The 17,561-nt window shown below is 49.0% G+C and carries 13 protein-coding genes; 7 read left to right on the forward strand and 6 right to left on the reverse strand.

From position 1 onward, the window contains the following. The first annotated feature begins 12 nt into the window (after positions 1–12). From QWY82_RS15950 to QWY82_RS15960, 3 genes are all read left to right on the forward strand, one after another. Positions 13–474 carry a hypothetical protein gene (locus QWY82_RS15950; protein ID WP_290264354.1) on the forward strand — a complete coding sequence of 154 codons (462 nt, stop codon included), beginning with the start codon at positions 13–15 and terminating at the stop codon, positions 472–474. 137 nt (positions 475–611) lie between these two features. Next, the gene (locus tag QWY82_RS15955) at positions 612–1,700 is read left to right on the forward strand and encodes a serine hydrolase domain-containing protein (protein ID WP_290264356.1); all 1,089 of its coding nucleotides are present in this window, start codon (positions 612–614) and stop codon (positions 1,698–1,700) included. A 177-nt stretch (positions 1,701–1,877) separates the two neighbouring features. Next, on the forward strand, positions 1,878–2,396 hold the full coding sequence (locus tag QWY82_RS15960) for a hypothetical protein (RefSeq protein WP_290264358.1): 519 nt from the start codon (positions 1,878–1,880) through the stop codon (positions 2,394–2,396). 336 nt (positions 2,397–2,732) lie between these two features. On the opposite strand, the gene QWY82_RS15965 is transcribed toward QWY82_RS15960, so the two are convergent. The 3 genes from QWY82_RS15965 to QWY82_RS15975 all read right to left on the reverse strand — a co-directional run bounded on the left by QWY82_RS15965 (position 2,733) and on the right by QWY82_RS15975 (position 4,739). After that, on the reverse strand, positions 2,733–3,062 hold the full coding sequence (locus QWY82_RS15965) for a hypothetical protein (RefSeq protein WP_290264360.1): 330 nt from the start codon (positions 3,060–3,062) through the stop codon (positions 2,733–2,735). A 75-nt stretch (positions 3,063–3,137) separates the two neighbouring features. Next, positions 3,138–4,148: a hypothetical protein gene (locus QWY82_RS15970; protein ID WP_290264362.1), complete on the reverse strand. Its 1,011-nt coding sequence runs from the start codon at positions 4,146–4,148 to the stop codon at positions 3,138–3,140. A gap of 156 nt (positions 4,149–4,304) precedes the next feature. Further along, complete coding sequence (locus QWY82_RS15975; RefSeq protein WP_290264363.1) at positions 4,305–4,739, reverse strand: MarR family winged helix-turn-helix transcriptional regulator; 435 nt, start codon at positions 4,737–4,739, stop codon at positions 4,305–4,307. Between the two features lie 120 nt (positions 4,740–4,859). On the opposite strand from QWY82_RS15975, the gene QWY82_RS15980 reads away from it, so the two are divergent. Both QWY82_RS15980 and QWY82_RS15985 read left to right on the forward strand, forming a co-directional pair. After that, positions 4,860–5,570, forward strand: a complete 711-nt coding sequence (locus tag QWY82_RS15980) for a siderophore-interacting protein (RefSeq protein WP_290265721.1) — start codon at positions 4,860–4,862, stop codon at positions 5,568–5,570. Between the two features lie 593 nt (positions 5,571–6,163). Then, on the forward strand, positions 6,164–7,198 hold the full coding sequence (locus QWY82_RS15985; protein ID WP_290264367.1) for a 2-dehydropantoate 2-reductase: 1,035 nt from the start codon (positions 6,164–6,166) through the stop codon (positions 7,196–7,198). A 123-nt stretch (positions 7,199–7,321) separates the two neighbouring features. Here the strand turns inward: QWY82_RS15985 and QWY82_RS15990 are convergent, their stop codons facing one another. Both QWY82_RS15990 and bktB read right to left on the reverse strand, forming a co-directional pair. Further along, positions 7,322–10,363: a DUF5060 domain-containing protein gene (locus tag QWY82_RS15990; RefSeq protein WP_290264369.1), complete on the reverse strand. Its 3,042-nt coding sequence runs from the start codon at positions 10,361–10,363 to the stop codon at positions 7,322–7,324. Between the two features lie 334 nt (positions 10,364–10,697). Continuing rightward, on the reverse strand, positions 10,698–11,882 hold the full coding sequence (bktB, locus tag QWY82_RS15995; protein ID WP_290264372.1) for a beta-ketothiolase BktB: 1,185 nt from the start codon (positions 11,880–11,882) through the stop codon (positions 10,698–10,700). 145 nt (positions 11,883–12,027) lie between these two features. On the opposite strand from bktB, the gene QWY82_RS16000 reads away from it, so the two are divergent. Beyond that, positions 12,028–13,089, forward strand: coding sequence for a substrate-binding periplasmic protein (locus QWY82_RS16000; RefSeq protein ID WP_290264375.1), 1,062 nt, complete (start codon positions 12,028–12,030; stop codon positions 13,087–13,089). Between the two features lie 20 nt (positions 13,090–13,109). Here QWY82_RS16000 and QWY82_RS16005 read toward each other — a convergent pair whose 3' ends face one another. Then, positions 13,110–14,699 carry an ABC-F family ATPase gene (locus tag QWY82_RS16005; RefSeq protein ID WP_290264378.1) on the reverse strand — a complete coding sequence of 530 codons (1,590 nt, stop codon included), beginning with the start codon at positions 14,697–14,699 and terminating at the stop codon, positions 13,110–13,112. A 323-nt stretch (positions 14,700–15,022) separates the two neighbouring features. Here QWY82_RS16005 and QWY82_RS16010 point away from each other — a divergent pair, with 323 nt between their 5' ends. Beyond that, complete coding sequence (locus QWY82_RS16010) at positions 15,023–17,560, forward strand: cyclic nucleotide-binding domain-containing protein (protein WP_290264381.1); 2,538 nt, start codon at positions 15,023–15,025, stop codon at positions 17,558–17,560. The last annotated feature ends 1 nt before the right edge of the window (position 17,561 follow it).

The raw sequence follows: 17,561 nt of genomic DNA on the forward strand, positions 1-17,561 counted from the left end.
ATAACGATGAGAATGAAGTATTTATTGAGCGCCAAGTGGTTGGCTATTGCTTTGGTGGCAGCTTGCGCAGAGCAAACAGTCGCGCCTGTAGTTTCTCCGTATGAGGACAGCAAGTTGGTTGGAACCTGGTATGGAGAGTCCGGCGTCGAGGGCTATGACCAGAAATGGCTCATTCAGAGAAGGCCATCTGGAAACTATGAAATTGTATTCTTGCGTTGCAAAGAAGGAATCGCGCTTTACGTGCAAAAGGAATACGGACAGTGGGAGCATACAGATTCAGATTACACAACTAGAACTGAATTATTATCTGACGGTATGAGCAGTTGGAAGCCAGAAACCAGCAATGGCATTTACTTAGAGGAATATACCGTTGTCGAGCTTACAGCTTCAGAGTTTAGGTACAGAAATAAAAACAAAGAGAAGACTTACTCAGTTCAAAGGGTCGATGAAGGTTTTAGGATGTCGTGTGAATAATTCATTTAACAATCGCAGGCAGGCGACGCAAAATGCGCGCGCCTGCTGCGAGCGTTATAAGCCAAAGGCAGATTTGGAGTATCATCAGAAATATAAGAAAATTTGTACTTTAGGAAACGAAAGAGTAAAGGATAACAATGAAAAGCATAACTAAAACACTAACAACTTTAACGGTAATGATTTTTCTAACGGCTTGTAACTCCAACGGTAGTAATGAAACTATAAAAATACAACCAAAGCCTACCCTAAAAGAAACATTAGATACCGCGATTAATACTAATATTGCAGAAAGTGAGCCAGGAATGGCAATCATGATTCTGAAAGATAATAACGTAATTTATCAATACTCTAGAGGTCTAGCAAACAAATCCTCAAATATATTAATCAACTCTAGTACTGGATTCAGATTAGCCTCCATCAGTAAAACATTTACCGCATTAGCAATTATGCAACTTTATGAACAAGGAAGTATCAACCTTAATGATAAGATCACAGATTATATTTCTTTTTTACCTCAAGAGTGGAATGAAATTACAATCCACCACCTGTTAAGTCACCAGTCTGGAATACTAGATTATGCAAATGACTTTAATTACGACCAAATTTCTACCAACGAAATCACCAACACTAATATACTAGCGTTCTTGTCTGACCATAAAGAGTTAGAATTTGAGCCAGGGACTAAGGCTGAATACTCGAATAGCGGTTATGTAATACTTGCGGAGATCCTTGAAGTGGTTACTGCTAAATCATTGAATGAATATTTAAAAGAAAATATTTTTGATCCTCAGAGTTTTTCTAATACATATATTCTCGACGAAGGAATAATGATAAAAAATAGTGATGCGCAAAATCACGGGACAACTGATTTAATATTCAATCATAAATACTCTGCAACTGGCGGAGCAGGTCAAGTCAGCTCTCTGGAAGACATGAGGTTATTAAGCCAAGCACTATTAAACGATCAAATAGTTACTCAAGAGACTAAAGCATTAATGATAAAAAATCATAATGAAAACTTACCCGGTGATTTGAATTATGGTTACGGCTTTGTATTGAATTTGGAAGGCCCTGCATACGCTCATTCAGGAAGCCATGACGGATTTAAGACCTATTTCTTAATAAACCCAGAGACAAAAGTTACTGCGATTATTCTTGGTAACGGTGGAGATACCCTTCCAGACTATTTCTACCTACTAGAACTTGCTGGACCGTTTATGAATTAATATAAAAGATCGACTTTGTTTATTTTTTCACGCTGCAACTTACAGATTAGAAGTTGGCTTATAACAAGTCATTTCAGCAGGACAAAAAACAGCTGGTTTTTGCTCGTGCCTCGCTAATTTTAATCAGCTATTTTATTGCCTCTGAATGAGGCGTTAGCCTCAACATGAGTTCGAGGAATGGAAGCAAAAATATTAAATAGACCTCCACTGTCAGGAGATTATGAAGAACGCTCTTTCGTTGAGTCTGGAAACAATACTTTGTGGGTTAAATTTCTGGATTCTGAATATTTGGAATGGGTCGGCGTGTTTAGTCAAAGTGAGTGGAAGTCAACGAATTTAGTTATTCCGCTCGAAGATAAAAAGCTATTTTTGGTTGTCGCTGGCGGTCAGGGATATTTTGTAGATCCAGACGCAAGAGAAATATCGGCAAAAACGGATTGGGATATGATTGAAGAAATTGTATACAACCCCGAAACCAACAGCCTTGTAGCTACGGACGGTCTATGTTTGGCCGTAATCGAAGGTACTAGCATGGTGTGGTCAGGCAATCGCGTCTCTGCTGATGGCATTTCAATTGAAAAGCAAGAGGGCTCTGTTGTGTATGGAAAAGTCAATGATCTAACTGACAAAGGTTGCGAGTATAGTTTTAACATCAAAACTAAAGAATATATCTGTAGCTGGGAATGCTTTTTCTAGCTCCAAAGGCTAAATCGGGTAAGGAGGAGTTTCTAGCTCCCCCTCCCCCCACACCCTGCACAGAGACGTCGGACCGAGAGGTCCGCGCAAGGCGTTTCACTGAGAATGGTGAAGCTTGACGCAACCGCCACCTGTACGTGAACACATAGCCTCATAAGATTCCTTACTTTGGTTACGGATGGCCGCCCCCTCGCATTCGCCACAGTCGCTACGAGCCACAAGCCACAAGCCACAAGCCACAAGCCACAAGCAGGATGACCTGCCCCTACAAGCTACAAAGCAGTACAACCCCACCCTAAAAAATAAAAAACCCTAACCACCCACCTTCCAACCCAACTAAACCCCGTCCACTTTTTCAAAGACAAACGCAAAATACACACCCAAAAAGCCTAGCAGGCATAACGAGTAGAGTATTTCATGGGCATAAAATACATCAGGCAAAATGATACCAAACGTCAATTCCAGAAGAATCGCCACAAACAAAGGCGCAATTAAAACAGCAAACCAAACACCTCTACCACCCAATTTAACCGCCCCGGCACAATAGGGGCAGACTTTCACATTGCGTGAGAATTGATACCATCTTGGTAAAGGCTTTGCTGGCCTTTGGCCTAATTGATGCAGAGTAATTTTTGCCTCACACCATGGACAGACTTTTGAAAACACGCATTACCCCTCTCTTCCTTTGCGGTTAAACTAACACGTCGGCCACTGAACAGTCCAAAGCACTAAACACTGCCCTCAATCCGCCGTTAAAACTATCTCCAAGGTATAACGCCGCTGGCTCGCCGGTGCCGCCATTGCCAAACTTCCACCGTGAGAGAGTAAATTATCACTTTCACTGTGATACTTTAGCGTCAATTGGTTAGGCTCGGAAAGCCAACGCAAACCCGTATGTAAAAACGCACGCGGTTCGAGGTTGGCGCTGATTTTTTGCAATAAGGCGACTCTATCCATCCGCATTTGCTGATTCATTTCGGCAATCTCGGCGGGCAAACCCTCTTCCACCGGATAACTAATTCGCTGTACAACACTCATATCGGGCTCAGGAAAAAAACTTTGGCGCAGTGATTCTCTCTCGCAACATTCGGACTCAAACTCTTGCAAACTGCCACTTTGATGCTTGGCCTTTGTTTTAACAGCGCCTTCCATTTGGTAAGTAAAGGATATATCCAGCTCAAAGCCCTCACCCACCGATGAAGGCTGAATAAAATGCACAACCAGATCATTAAGTTCAGCCTGCGCCGAGACCTCTTCAACCAGAAAAGTGATATCGTTAGCCCGCGGCTTACGCACTTCCATGCGACCACTATAGGAAACCTGTCCCTCAGTAACTGGCGCCACATTGTCCAAAGGAATGTAGAGTTCTTCCTCAAGCGCGATGTGATCGATGGCGTCAGCCGTGTAGTCTGGCAAAGCCCGCGTAAAATCCGGTGGAATCATCACGGGAAAAGTTTGCGTGGCGGTTAATAAATAATCCCACTTGGCACTGGTTTTGGTGCCGCCTTGGCTGCTAGTTTCATCAACGCTGTCGCCGCTTTGGCTAATATTCAAGGTCATCATAAGCGTGCCTGGGCGCCAGCCTTCGGGGTATTGGCTTATAGACTCCGCATCTTCCGATTCGTAACTGCCCTGAGCCGCCTCCACAAAATCATTGCCTTGATCTTCCTCCTGCGAGTCATTGGAACACCCCATTAACGATAGTAATAAAACACCCAACGCCAACACCGTCACATTTCGGTATCTGTTCATTACATGCATCCTTGGCAAATGAAAAAGGTAAGTGCGGCATTTGATATCACTAAATACCTATTCGCGCAACTGGTACCGAGCAAGTGAATAGGAGGCGAGGTCAAGCAATCGTCGTAGATGAAAATGATTTATAGGCTATCGATCACGCCGCCTTGATCACCGATTAAATTTCTCAAGATTTGCGGCCATGAGGTCAGCCGTTTTGCTAAATTCATTCAGTTGTGCGGCCGTTAGGTTTTCCTGCATTTTTTTCATGACTTTAATTTGCGTCTCGGCAATTGACTTAGCTAATGCTCGCCCCTCTTCGGTAAGCGAAAGCAACTGACTTCGTTTGTCCTCGGGGTTAGCAACTTTGGTGAGCCAATTACGCTCAATCATCTCTTTTATCAATCGGGCAATTTGCGCCTTATCCCGTGCCAGCGCTGTAACAATATCGTTGGCGGTGCAAACGTCACTTTTATCAATAAGTGATAAGCACCTGACGTGCATAGCATTCAACCCGATTTCACCTGCATTCAACGATGAGCGCATAGCCAGTCGGTAGGATTGCACGATCCTGAAGACGATTTCGGACATAGAGCGTTTATCCATATAAATACCTTCTGTTAATTTAGTTGACATTATCAACAAACCGAGGATATAGTAGACTTTATCAACCTAACCACTGAAACACAAGATCAGGAGAGCGCCGTGAAACCTAGAAAGCCCAATATGCGATTAACCCATATCTCAAGTATCACCGACCTCTCCCCTCACCTGCGCCGAATAGTTGTTTGTGGCGACAGCTTGAAAGGGTTCCCAATAAAGATGGAGGGCTCCTATGTCAAAGTCGTTTTGCCACACCAGGGTGCAAAAATGCGCTCCTACACAATTCGCTCCTTCGATCCTAGCAGCCATGAACTCGCATTAGATTTTGTTGTTAACCGGCACACTGGGCCCGTCACAAACTGGGCGCAAACAGCAAACGTTGGCGACAGTGTTGGCATTGCCGGTCCAGGCCCCATGAAGATGACACACTATAACCACCACAGTTATTTACTGGTGGGCGATATTACCTCTTTGAATGCAATCAACGGCTATATACCAAGATTTGGGCCCGATGCAAACATAAGGGCCGTCATCGAGGTGCCCACAGAGGCCGATATTATTGCCATGGATTATGATAGCGCGACCAACACTCAGTGGTTTATAGAGCAGGAAAACCCCGCTGCGCTGGAGCAAGCCCTATTCGAAATCGCCGCAAAGATGCCTCTGGACACCCATGTTTTTCTAGGACTGGAAGCGCAAAAGGTACGCTCTCTCCGCGCCTTATTGCAGGACAGGCTGGGTTTCAGCAAACACAATATCTCAGCCGTGGGCTACTGGAAACGCGGCATAGATGCCGATGAATTTTCGCGCCAAAAGCAAGCCGATCCACTTTAAAGCCGGTCTACAGACCTAGACCATTAAAAAAGCTTGAGCCTTTGAGCGGGAACACCTAGATCCTAGCGAACCGCTATAAACTCGCGCACTTAAACTTATCGGCGCCGGAGTTTTCAATTGTCGAGCTCGAATGATGCAAACGGGGATACCGGCGCAAGGATTTAGCTCCGTAGGCATCAATATGAATGGCGTTACACCACCCAATATTCAACGATACCGGCAAACTATTTCTTTCGATGAATACTTCGGCAACGCTTTACTATATTCCCTATGACGTTGCCCAGACCAAACAACATCTCTATTCCATAGCACATCTCAGGCACCACCACTCAAGCACCATCATTCAGGCACCACCATTTACGGGGAATACATCAAGGACAGAACCCCTATAGACCGGCGTCTTGCAGGCTCAAAGCGCTCACCCGTTTGGCCGCTCGGTTTATTTTCACTACTGACAAGCGGCACACTACTATAAAGTAAGCCCATATCTCTCTAAAACATAAGCTTGCTAAAAACAAAACATTATCCGGCCGTGTGCTCGATATACCTAGAAAATGTAAACGTTAATACTATAAATACGATGGATTAGAACAATGGTAAACCCAAACATTGTGATATTTGGTGCAGGCAGTATTGGTTGCTATGTAGGCGGTTGTCTTCTAGCAGCTGGCGGCGATGTGTCTTTTATTGGGCGCTCGCGAATTCAACAACAAATACAACAGCACGGGTTTCACCTCACCGACTGGCGCGGACGAAAAAGCCTCATTAGCGCTGATAAAATTCGCTTTTCTTTATCCAATGAAGCCATCGCCAAGGCGGATTACATTTTGGTAACGGTAAAAAGTGCTAATACCGCCGAGGCAGCAGCGCAAATCGCACAATACGCCAAGCCTTCTGCCGTTATCGTAAGTTTTCAAAATGGCATCCACAATGCCGACACCTTACAGCAGGGGCTAGCTGAACACCGGGTGCTTAAAGGCATGGTGCCCTTTAATGTCATTAGCGCAGGCGGAGGCCATTTTCATTGTGGCACCGAAGGCAATCTGGCACTGGAAATCGACGACGGATCAGCGCAAGCCCTATTAAACGCCCTGCAATTAGCACAACTCCCGGTGCAAACCTACCGCGACTTAACCGGTATTCAATGGAGTAAACTGCTGCTGAACTTGAATAATGCTGTCAATGCTCTATCCGGCATGCCATTGCGCGATCAACTTTATGATCCACAATACCGGCGCCTTATGGCGCTCATCGTGCAAGAGGCACTTGAGGTTGTAAAAGCTGCCGGCATTAAACCCCTGCGCACAGGCAAAGTTGTGCCCGGCCTGCTTCCCACGGTTTTGAGGCTTCCCACCTGGCTATTTAAACGCGTGGCGAGCGCGCTGTTAAAAATCGACCCGGCGGCGAGATCGTCTATGTATGAGGATTTGCAACTCGGTAGAAAAACCGAGGTCGATTACATCAACGGCGAAATTGTTCAGCTCGCCAAACAATGTCGCATTGAGGCACCGATGAACAACGCGATTGTTAGGCTCATTAAAGACACCGAAGCCAAGCAGTCAGGCTCGCCCAAACTAAACGCTGACGCCCTTTTTGCTAAGCTAAAGGCGACTAAGATAGAGCGATAAACCTGAGGTGGCCAAAGATTGTGGCCACCTTAAATTTTATAACTGCCCTTAGATTTTATAACTGCCCTTAGATTCTATTGATGTTCTTTCATTCAATAGTTCTCGCAAGAAAACCATAAAGCATCAGTTTCGCGTTTCTTCATGGGTTAGCGCTTGCGCAACGTTGCTCGCCACACTTTCATGGCGGAAAACAATACGGTCAACTTTAAACAATTTAGATCGCCCTGAAAGCGTGAAGGTATAGATTTCACCCGCTTTTAGACTGTAAACCACTGGCCATTTTTCATGGTCTCGATCTAGCCGATCGCCGGTGGCCCAAACGAAGGCCATGTGATTACCGCCGAAGTATTTCGAATCGGTCATCAAATAATTTAACGGTGTTCGGCTGCCACTCTCATAGTCTCCTTCTAAGCGTATGTAGCCATCGTTGGCTACGTCGGTGCGGCCGTCCACGGTTTCGCGTGCAGCACGCACATGTAAATAGTAATTACCCTGTGTATTCACTTTGAATTGATAGGTTAGCGGCGAGTTTGCTGGGCCAAGCTCTACCTCGTTACCATTAAATTGCAGGTAGCCCGTTCCTGTGTAGCTGCTAATGTCGGTGAGCTTTGTCCACAAACCTAGGGGGCTAGTGGTATTTTCAGCCTCCATAACCACTAGGCCATCGGTTTCTTCATAGCCAGCCCAAGGTAAGCTTGTCTCGTTGCTAGGGGTAATAAGTACAGCCCAATCCTCCGACATCTCATTCGGAGCAGTGCCTATTGGACGCTGGCCAGGCCCTTGAATCAGATCGCCATCGTGGCGTACACCGGTACGCGGGTTGAACCACAAAATTTGGTAAACTTTGTTGTCCGGCAAGGTGATATTCGTCGTACCGCCATCGCGTAAAAATACGATGTACGCCTTACCTGGATCAGCTAAGACCCAATCAGAATCGGTTGATGTTAGCCCGTTATCACTGATTAAATCTTGCAGCTCAACACCCAACTCACGCTGGACTATATCGCGGAAAAATTTAGCAAAATAACCGCTTTGCTCCCAGTACTGATCAAATTCGCGCAAGTTTTCAACCGCTAAATCATAGGCGTGGCCGGCACCGTCATTTTTCAAATACCATTCGTAACCCGCTCCGCCAGACATGGCGCTGGCCCACATCCAAAACACGCGTTGAGTTTTATCCACCGTGGTGTTGGGCCTAGGCGCATTCGCACCCGACGCTTCGGTAAAGGTCACCACCCAAGGTTTGCCCGCCTCGGTGGATTTTTGCAGCCAGGTCTTTGCTGTCTCATAGACGTTATTAAGGTTAGTGGCACTGTTTGGAATATTGCCGAACTGCAGCGTTGGGCCATCGAATGCACCATAGCCGAGTAAGCCCTCGTATAGATTGTGCTCGTTTGGGTAAGTGTGCATGAGTACGGCATGCTTGTATGGGTCAGTTTGCTTGAAAAAATCAGCAAAACTTTTTTGTTGCGCCAAGGTATTGGAGTTTTCTTCACCCAAGTTCCACTGTAGGGCCGGATGATGGGCGAAGCGTGAAATGAGCTCGCGATAGTACAACTTGCGCTCTAGCCCAAGCTCGCCGCCATTAAGCAGCTGATCGTTTTCAGTTTCCTGAGTCACTAAATGAATCAGCATACCTTTATGTTCAATAAAGCGAAGCACGCGCTCCCATTGATCGAGCTTGCTTACGTCAAAAGTTTTTTCACTGCCGTCTTGATTGTACGTGACCCATGGATGCGCATCGCAGCCGTCGCCTTGCACGGTGTTGGCCATAATATAAACGCTGTTAACACCCCTACCGGATAAATAATTGATTAAACCGATAAGGGACTTACCCTTGCCGCTATTCCAGGTTGGATCGCCGGGCAACCAATCAGATTCATGGGGGGCGAAATCGTGTAGTAAGCCTTTACAGCTGCTAGCGGTAAAATACTTGCTGGTGTTATCAAACTCAGAATAACCGAAAATATTTTCGGGGCTATCTAAACCCGCCTGCACAAACACGGTTTTATCGCCACTAAAGCGCAAATAGCGCTCACCCTGCTGATGTGTTAACAGGCCTCTAGCTCGCATATCGGGCAGGGTTGCGGCAATATTTCCCACCGAAAAATTTCCACTTTTACCATCCAATGCCGCAACAGGCGTGCCGGCACTATCATTCGTGCTTACCGCAATATTGCTGCCACTGCGAAAGGAAACCTGATACTGCCAGTCTCCCACTGTAGGCGGCATAAAGTAGGCACGCCATTTATCGCCGGCAACAGCGCCGCTATCGGCAGCGTTGGCGTCGGCTGCAAAGTGGCCAGGCACCCGATAGATTTTAGTGCCTTGGGTGAAGGTCACGTTAAAACGATGATCGGTAAAGGTGCTCGCATCCGCTTCACTCGCGGTCAAGCCTTGGCACAGCAACTCTACCCGACCAAAACGATTGAGCTCACCGGTAATGGTACAACTACCGGTGACAGGCTCTTCAGGCTCAAGTACCAGGGCATCGCCGTCGGTACAAATTTCAAGGCTGTGCCATCGGCCTCTTGAAGTAGCGGTGCTATCACCTTCAACAACCAAGCCGTTACTGGCATTGTTAAATTCAACTTGTATTTCATCACCTGCTTTTAACGCGTAAAAGCGGTTATTCATAAGATGATTTTCAAGGCTATAATCCGCAATGCTCGTGCCATGGATACGACTATTCTGCTGTTCGCCAAGTAATACGCCGTTGACCCTAAGCGCATAGGTCGACTCGCCATCGCGTTCTTGCATCGCATTGATTTTAAAAATCACATTGGCATCAGCTCCCTGGTAAACCTCAATGGCCGCTGCCGTTGCTAGAGGCTGTGCAACTTGCAGCGCACTTTTGCCCAGTTTATTGTCTGTGGTTGCATCGCTAAAACCACTGATACCGCTATAGTAATCAAAGTTCACGGCCGCAAGCGCGGTACAATTTACCGCCAATGCAGCATCATTCGGCTCACTGCCAGAGCCAGCTCCGTCGCCTGAACCTGTGCCACCACCTGAGCCGTTACCCGTGCCATCACCAGAACCACTGCCAGCACCTGAACCCGAATCATCCGCCGCACCGCTGGAGCCTCCGCCGCCACCGCAGCTGACCATCAGCAAGACCAACAAACAGACCCAGACTTTCGATAAACCAGATAGATACTTCACATTCGTCCCCAAGCAGCCGCAGCAGCAGAAAATTTACGCGATTGTAAAAGGGGCGCGAAAACGAAAGCGTGATCTAGCTCACATGCAACGTCGGGCGGCCAAGTGGCCTTACCTTATTTTTATACGTGCTAAGCACAATCTATGGCTGCTGCCAGGCCGAGCAACGGCAACTGACAGATCCCAGAAAAAGAGACATATGACGGAAAATCTAAACGTCTGCGCCCTTTTTATGGGCTGTGTGTAGCAACAGAGGTGGTTTTTTGGGCCTGAGGCCACTCGCCTAGATATAAAAAAGGCCAGCGTGCGCTGGCCTTGATAAAACAATGGTGAAAAATTACATCCGCTCAAACAGGGCTGCAATACCCTGCCCGCCGCCGATACACATAGTTACCACCGCATAGCGGCTTTGGCTGCGCTGTAATTCGTACAGGGCCTTCACGGTAATAACCGCGCCCGTGGCGCCAATGGGGTGACCCAAGGAAATACCGGAGCCGTTCGGGTTTAGCTTTTCAGCGGGTATCTCCAGATCGCGCGCTACGGCAATGGCTTGCGCGGCGAAGGCTTCATTCACCTCCCAAACGTCGATGTCGGCCACTGTTAAGTTATGGGCTGCCAATAACTTTTTCACCGCCGGCACCGGACCTATACCCATGTACTCGGGCTCAACACCGGCGAAACTATAACCGACCAAGCGCGCCATTGGCTTCAAGCCCTGCTTTTCCGCCTCGCCGCGCTCCATTAACACCATGGCCGCGGCGGCATCGTTTAAACCTGAGGCGTTGCCGGCGGTGACTGTGCCATCTTTTTTGAACACCGGGCGCAGCTTTGCCATGCCTTCCAAGGTCGCATCGGCGCGCACGTGCTCATCTTGCTCGAAATTCACCACGCCCTTGCGAGTTTTCAGTTCGATGGGCAGGATTTGCGACACGAAACGACCTTCGGCGGTAGCGCGCGCGGCGCGCTGGTGGCTCTCTACCGCCAGGGCATCTTGGTCTTCACGGCTAACGCCCCACTTCTCGGCGACGTTTTCGGCGGTAATGCCCATGTGTACATCGTTAATGGGGCAAGTCAGAGCGCCGGTCATGGCGTCTACCATGGCGCCATCGCCCATGCGCGCACCGAAGCGCGCCTGCGGTAACCAATAGGGCACGCGACTCATGGACTCGGCACCACCGGTGACCACGGCGTCGCAATCGCCTAAGAGAATTAACTGGCTGGCACTCACCAGCGCTTGTAAGCCAGAACCACATAAACGGTTGACGGTAACCGCTGGCGTGGTTTCGGGTAAGCCACCCTTGATACCGGCGACGCGGCTCATGTACATGTCGCGACGATCAGAATGGGTGACGTTGCCAATCACGCAGTGGCCTATGGCCTCGGGCTTAATGCCGGCGCGCTTGACTGCCTCAGCAACCACTTGACCAGCCAGATCCGTAGGGGCGATATCTTTTAAACTGCCACCAAATGTACCGATTGCGGTGCGAACACCGCTTAACACGACCACTTCACGCTGACTCATATGCGATTCCTCTAGATTAATGACAGGCGCTAATTACGCAGGCTATGCAACATTCTGCCAAATTAAACGACCGTTTGAAACACTTATTCGGCATAATAGTGATATCAGGAAGCTTCACAACATCTGGATGCACACAGCAGAATTGATGCCATATCATCACCGCAATCACATCAGGACGCCACTGGACGAACGTATGAAGCCTGAGCGCCCAAGCCATCAAGCCCTAGACGCGGCTACAAGCAAAATACTCACCAGTCAGCGCGTCGAGCGCCGGTGCGTCCATTGGTGTTATATTCAACAGCGCTTATGGATTACGCTTAAGCCAATAATTTTATTGGGAATATTACCCATCAAAACGACCAGAGGTATGAATTTGGGGCGGCAATTAATAGCAATGTTACTCGGTATCGCACTAACAGCTGCGAGCCATGGGGAAACCCCCAAAGCACCGGTAATCGCAAAAATAGTCGTGCCCACCCGCGATGTGGCAACCACTGCTGACTCTGACTTTTTCTTCCCGTTGCTCAACCTTGCCCTCAGTAAAACCGTGGCAAGTGACGGGCCCTTCGAAACCAGCTACCACCCCTTGGTATTGTCATCGGCGCGGATACTTTCGAAATTAGAAAAAGGCGATGGCATCGATGTGATCTGGACCAGCACCAGCAGTAGCCGCGAACAAAGTTTTCGCCACGTGCCGGTGTCGCTCTTGCGCGAGCTGGCCGATTACAAAGTCTTGTTGATCAACGCCGAGGATCAGCCTAGGTTCAATCGAATAGCGTCGCTAGCAGATTTAAAAACCCTGCGCGCGGGCGTTGGCGGCCATTGGCCGGATGCTAAATTACTCAGCAATAACGGCTTTACTATCGCCACCTCTATTTACTATGAATCGCTATTTAAAATGCTAGCAGCCAAACGCTTCGATTTTTTCTCGCGTGGTTTGTTTGAAGCCTGGTACGACTTAGAGCAGCACCCAGACATGGGTTTCGCCATAGAAAAAACCCTGATGCTTTACTACCCAGCGCCCTTTTATTTCTTCGTGCGCAAAGACAACATAGCACTGGCAGACCGGCTCGAACGCGGTTTGAAAATAGCCCAAGCGGACGGCAGCTTCGACGCGCTACTCAACAGCATTCCCGCCTTTCGGCGCGGTAACGAGGAATTCAATCAACATAAGCGCAAGGTCTTTACCCTAGAAGCAACATACTAGGGTAAAGCCTTGCAAGACCCTTAGTTCATACCTTGGCTGCGCAGGTAATCATCATAGGTGCCGTGGAAATCGACGATACCGTTGGGTGTTAATTCGATAATGCGGGTCGCTAGGGAAGATACAAACTCGCGGTCGTGGCTGACAAACATCAGCGTACCGGCATAGTTATCCAAGGCCAAGTTGAGCGACTCGATAGACTCCATATCCAAGTGGTTGGTGGGCTCATCGAGCAGCATAATATTCGGCTTTTGCAGCATTAATTTACCGAACAACATGCGGCCCTGTTCGCCGCCGGAAATCACATCTACCTTCTTGGCGATATCGTGCTGGGAGAACAATAGCCGACCGAGGGTGCCGCGAATCACTTGTTCGTCATCACCCTCTTGCGCCCATTGGTTCATCCAGTCCACTAAGGTTTTAGGGTCTTTGAAATCGCGCGCATGGTCCTGTGCGTAGTAACCGATGTTGGCATTTTCCGACCATTTAATAGTGCCATCATTTGCCGGCACTTCGCCCACCAAGCACTTCAACAAGGTGGACTTGCCAATCCCGTTCGGCCCGATGATAGCGATGCGCTCGCCCACCTCGACCGTGAGATCTAAATCTCTAAATAATTTCTCATCGTATTCTTTCGCTAAGCCGTGCACCTCGAGCGCCAAGCGGTGCAGTTTCTTTTCTTGCTCGAAGCGAATGTAAGGGCTCTGGCGGCTAGAGGGCTTAACTTCCTCCAGTTTAATTTTATCTATCTGTTTGGCGCGCGAGGTGGCCTGCTTCGATTTCGAGGCGTTGGCCGAGAAGCGGCTGACGAAGGCTTTAAGATCGGCAATTTGCGCTTTCTTCTTAGCGTTATCAGCCTGCAAGCGCTCGGTAGCTTGGGTGGCAGCGGTCATGTATTCGTCGTAGTTGCCGTGGTAAACCCGCAACTCGCCGTAATCCAAATCCGCCATGTGGGTGCACACGCTGTTTAAGAAATGGCGATCGTGGGAAATAATAATCATGGTGCAGTTGCGCTGATTCAACACACCTTCTAACCAGCGAATCGCATTGATATCCAAGTTGTTGGTGGGCTCGTCGAGCAGCATGATATCGGGTTCGGAAAAGAGCGCCTGGGCCAACAGCACGCGCAGCTTCCAACCGGGCGCCACTTCGCTCATCAATCCGTAGTGCTGTTCAACCGCAATGCCCACACCAATTAACAGTTCACCGGCGCGCGACTCGGCAGTATAGCCATCCATCTCGGCAAATTCAGATTCCAGCTCGGCGGCGCGAATGCCGTCGGCTTCGGTCATATCGGGATTAGCGTAGATAGCGTCGCGCTCAGCCTTAATAGCCCACAGCTCGGTGTGCCCCATGATAACCGTGTCGATCACCGAATAGGCTTCATAGGCAAACTGGTCTTGCTTAAGCTTACCGATGCGCTCGTTGGGATCTTTCGACACGCTGCCCGCCGATGGCTCTAGGTCACCGCCGAGGATTTTCATGAAGGTTGACTTGCCACAGCCATTGGCGCCGATTAACCCATAGCGATTACCTTCGCCAAACTTTACAGAAACATCCTCAAAAAGCGGTTTCGCGCCAAATTGCATGGTGATATTTGCGGTCGATAACACAGTCAAGATCCAACGTCAGATAGGTGAAATAATAAGTAAGCTGCTCAGTTCGAGCAAAAAATAAGCGCCGCATTATGCCACAGACCAGCGCCTTACAACACTGAAACCGACCCAAGCTCAACATTGGGAGCTGGCTTCAGGCAAGGGATTGGGTAGATACGAACCAGAATCATTCAACTAGACCGACTAAGGCATGACCAATTACAGGCCTGTCTCAATAGGTTGTTCCCACTAGAACAAGCTATTGTTAGACTAACCCACACAATAATTAAGCTAGTTCATGTGTACCTAAAACTAGCAAAAACGTCAAAAGGACTTTAACAATGGCGCCCCGCTATCACACTGTCATTGTTGGCTCCGGCCCAGCTGGGCTTTCAGCCGCGGCTCGTGCCGCTCACTACGATAACGAAACGGGTTCAACGCAACCCACCCACATCTTGCTAGAAAGCGCGCCAGTACCAGCCAAGACCATTCAAGATTACCAAAAAGGTAAATTTGTTATGGCCGAGCCCAGCGCACTTAATTTGCGCAGTGACTGCCGTTTTGGTGCATCGTCGCGGGAACATATTCTCGACAATTGGCAGCAAGACATTGCCACGCAAAAAATTAATATCCGCTACGGCGCCAACGTTAACGCGATTATTGGAAGCAAAGGCGATTTCACGCTCAGCCTCGGCAATGGCGATACGATTTTGGCCGAACACGTGGTGCTGGCTATTGGCTTGCAAGGCAACCCTCGGCCACTGGGTGTACCAGGCGACAACGCTTCCATCGTGCAATACACCTTAGAAGATCCAGACGAATACAAAAACGAAACGATTTTTGTGGTCGGCGCGGGCGACTCCGCCATTGAAAACGCCTTGGCACTAGCGCGACAAAATACTGTCTATATCGTCAACCGGCGCGACGAATTTTCCCGCGCCAAAGAAGGTAACCTCAATGCAATTCTGAATGCCATTAACAACCCCAAAACCAACCTTGAATGCTTCTACCAAACCAATATAAAAGAACTGCTTGCGCCCGCCGATGACACTAAAAAATACACGCTAGTACTCAACACGCCCGAGGGCGAAAAGGCCATTCAGTGCGATCGCGTTATCGCCCGCTTAGGCGGCGTGCCACCGCGCGGTTTCGTGGAAAAGTGCGGCATCAATTTCAGCAGTGCAGCCGCAGACGCATCGCCCGAATTAACCGGGCAGTACGAAACCTCGGTGCCGGGCATGTATGTTGTGGGCTCACTCGCCGGCTATCCGCTGATCAAACAGGCAATGAACCAAGGTTATGATGTGATCGAGTATATTCTCGGTCACGACATCAAACCGGCTGACTACCCCCTGCTCACCTTCCAGTTTGCATTGCTACCCTACCGTCGCGACGCCGACGACATTCTGCGCTTGTTTCAACAGCGCATCCCCATGTTCAGCCAATTAAACGCCCTTGCTTTTCGAGAGTTAATTTTAGAAAGTAATATTTGGGTGGCCTATGAAGACGGCCCGGCCTACCAAGAAGCAGTAGAGATATCGGCGCGTGTCAGCCAAGAGGCAAGCCTACAAACACCGGCACCGCGCACCGGAAAGCTGCTAAAGATGGGCGACCCGCTTTTTTTACAAGGCGAGTACACCAACACCTTTTACACCATCGTGGAAGGCGAAGTGTATTTGGAATCGAACGACGATCCGGGGCAGCGCACCACCCTCAGGCGCGGCGAGTTTGTGGGTGAAAGTAGCTTAATTTCTGGCCGGCCAAGAGATACCAATGCCTACGTCGGCAAAGATTGTATTTTGGTCGAAACGCCTCGCCGCACCATGCTCAAATTAATGAACACCAACGAGCCGGTAAAAGCCGGTATCGATTGGATTTTCATTGTGCGCGCGATTCAAAAACATTTTGCACCTAAGGTCGAACCCAAGTCGCTCAGGCATATTGCCGATCAAGTAGAGCTAAAGGTCTACCGCGCCGGTGAAACACTGTTTAACCAGGGCGAAGAAGGCGACTGCCTATATCTGGTTCGACGCGGCTCGGTCAGCCTGTCGCGCCAATACGAAGGCAAGGACAGTGTGGTTTCACAACTACAGGCCGATCAGTTGGTGGGTGAAATTGCTTTAATGGGCGACCCCATTCGACGCGAAACCGCACGCGCGAATGTGTTGACAGAAACGATTGTGATCTACCGCGAAAGTTTTCTGGCACTGATTGCGCTCGACCCCTCGCGCGTGGAACAACTGCAGCAATTAGCCAGTGCCAGAGCCATCACCCTAACCACCATGGAAACCCAGCGCGAGTCTGGTCAGCTCATGTCTTTCCTGATGGATAAGGGCTTGGGCGAAGCCACTAACGCCATGGTTATTCACCAAGATTTATGCATCGGTTGCGACAATTGTGAGACCGCTTGTGCTGAAACCCATCAGGGCGTATCGCGGCTAAAACGCGCCGAGGGTTCGAGTTTTGGCAAGCTACACATTCCCGTCGCCTGCCGCCATTGCGAACACCCTTACTGCATGAAAGATTGCCCACCTGACGCGATTCACCGCGCCGCCAGCGGCGAAGTGTTTATCGACGATAAATGCATTGGCTGCGGCAACTGCGAACGCAACTGCCCTTACGACGCTATTAAGCTGGCCTACCCCGCACCGGAAAAACCTTCGCTCTGGCAATGGATGTTATTCGGTAAAGGCCCAGGGCCGGGCGAAGAGTTGGCTTACAAGGCCAGCGATAAAGCTAAAGAGGCGGGTAAAAAAGCCGTCAAGTGCGATGCCTGCATCGGCAGTAAACAAGGGCCAGCTTGTGTTAACGCCTGCCCAACCGGCGCGGCGGCCCGCATTTCGCCCGATGACTTTATCGAATTAATAGCGAAACAATAAT

This window comes from Simiduia curdlanivorans (assembly GCF_030409605.1).
GTDB classification, from domain to species: domain Bacteria; phylum Pseudomonadota; class Gammaproteobacteria; order Pseudomonadales; family Cellvibrionaceae; genus Simiduia; species Simiduia curdlanivorans.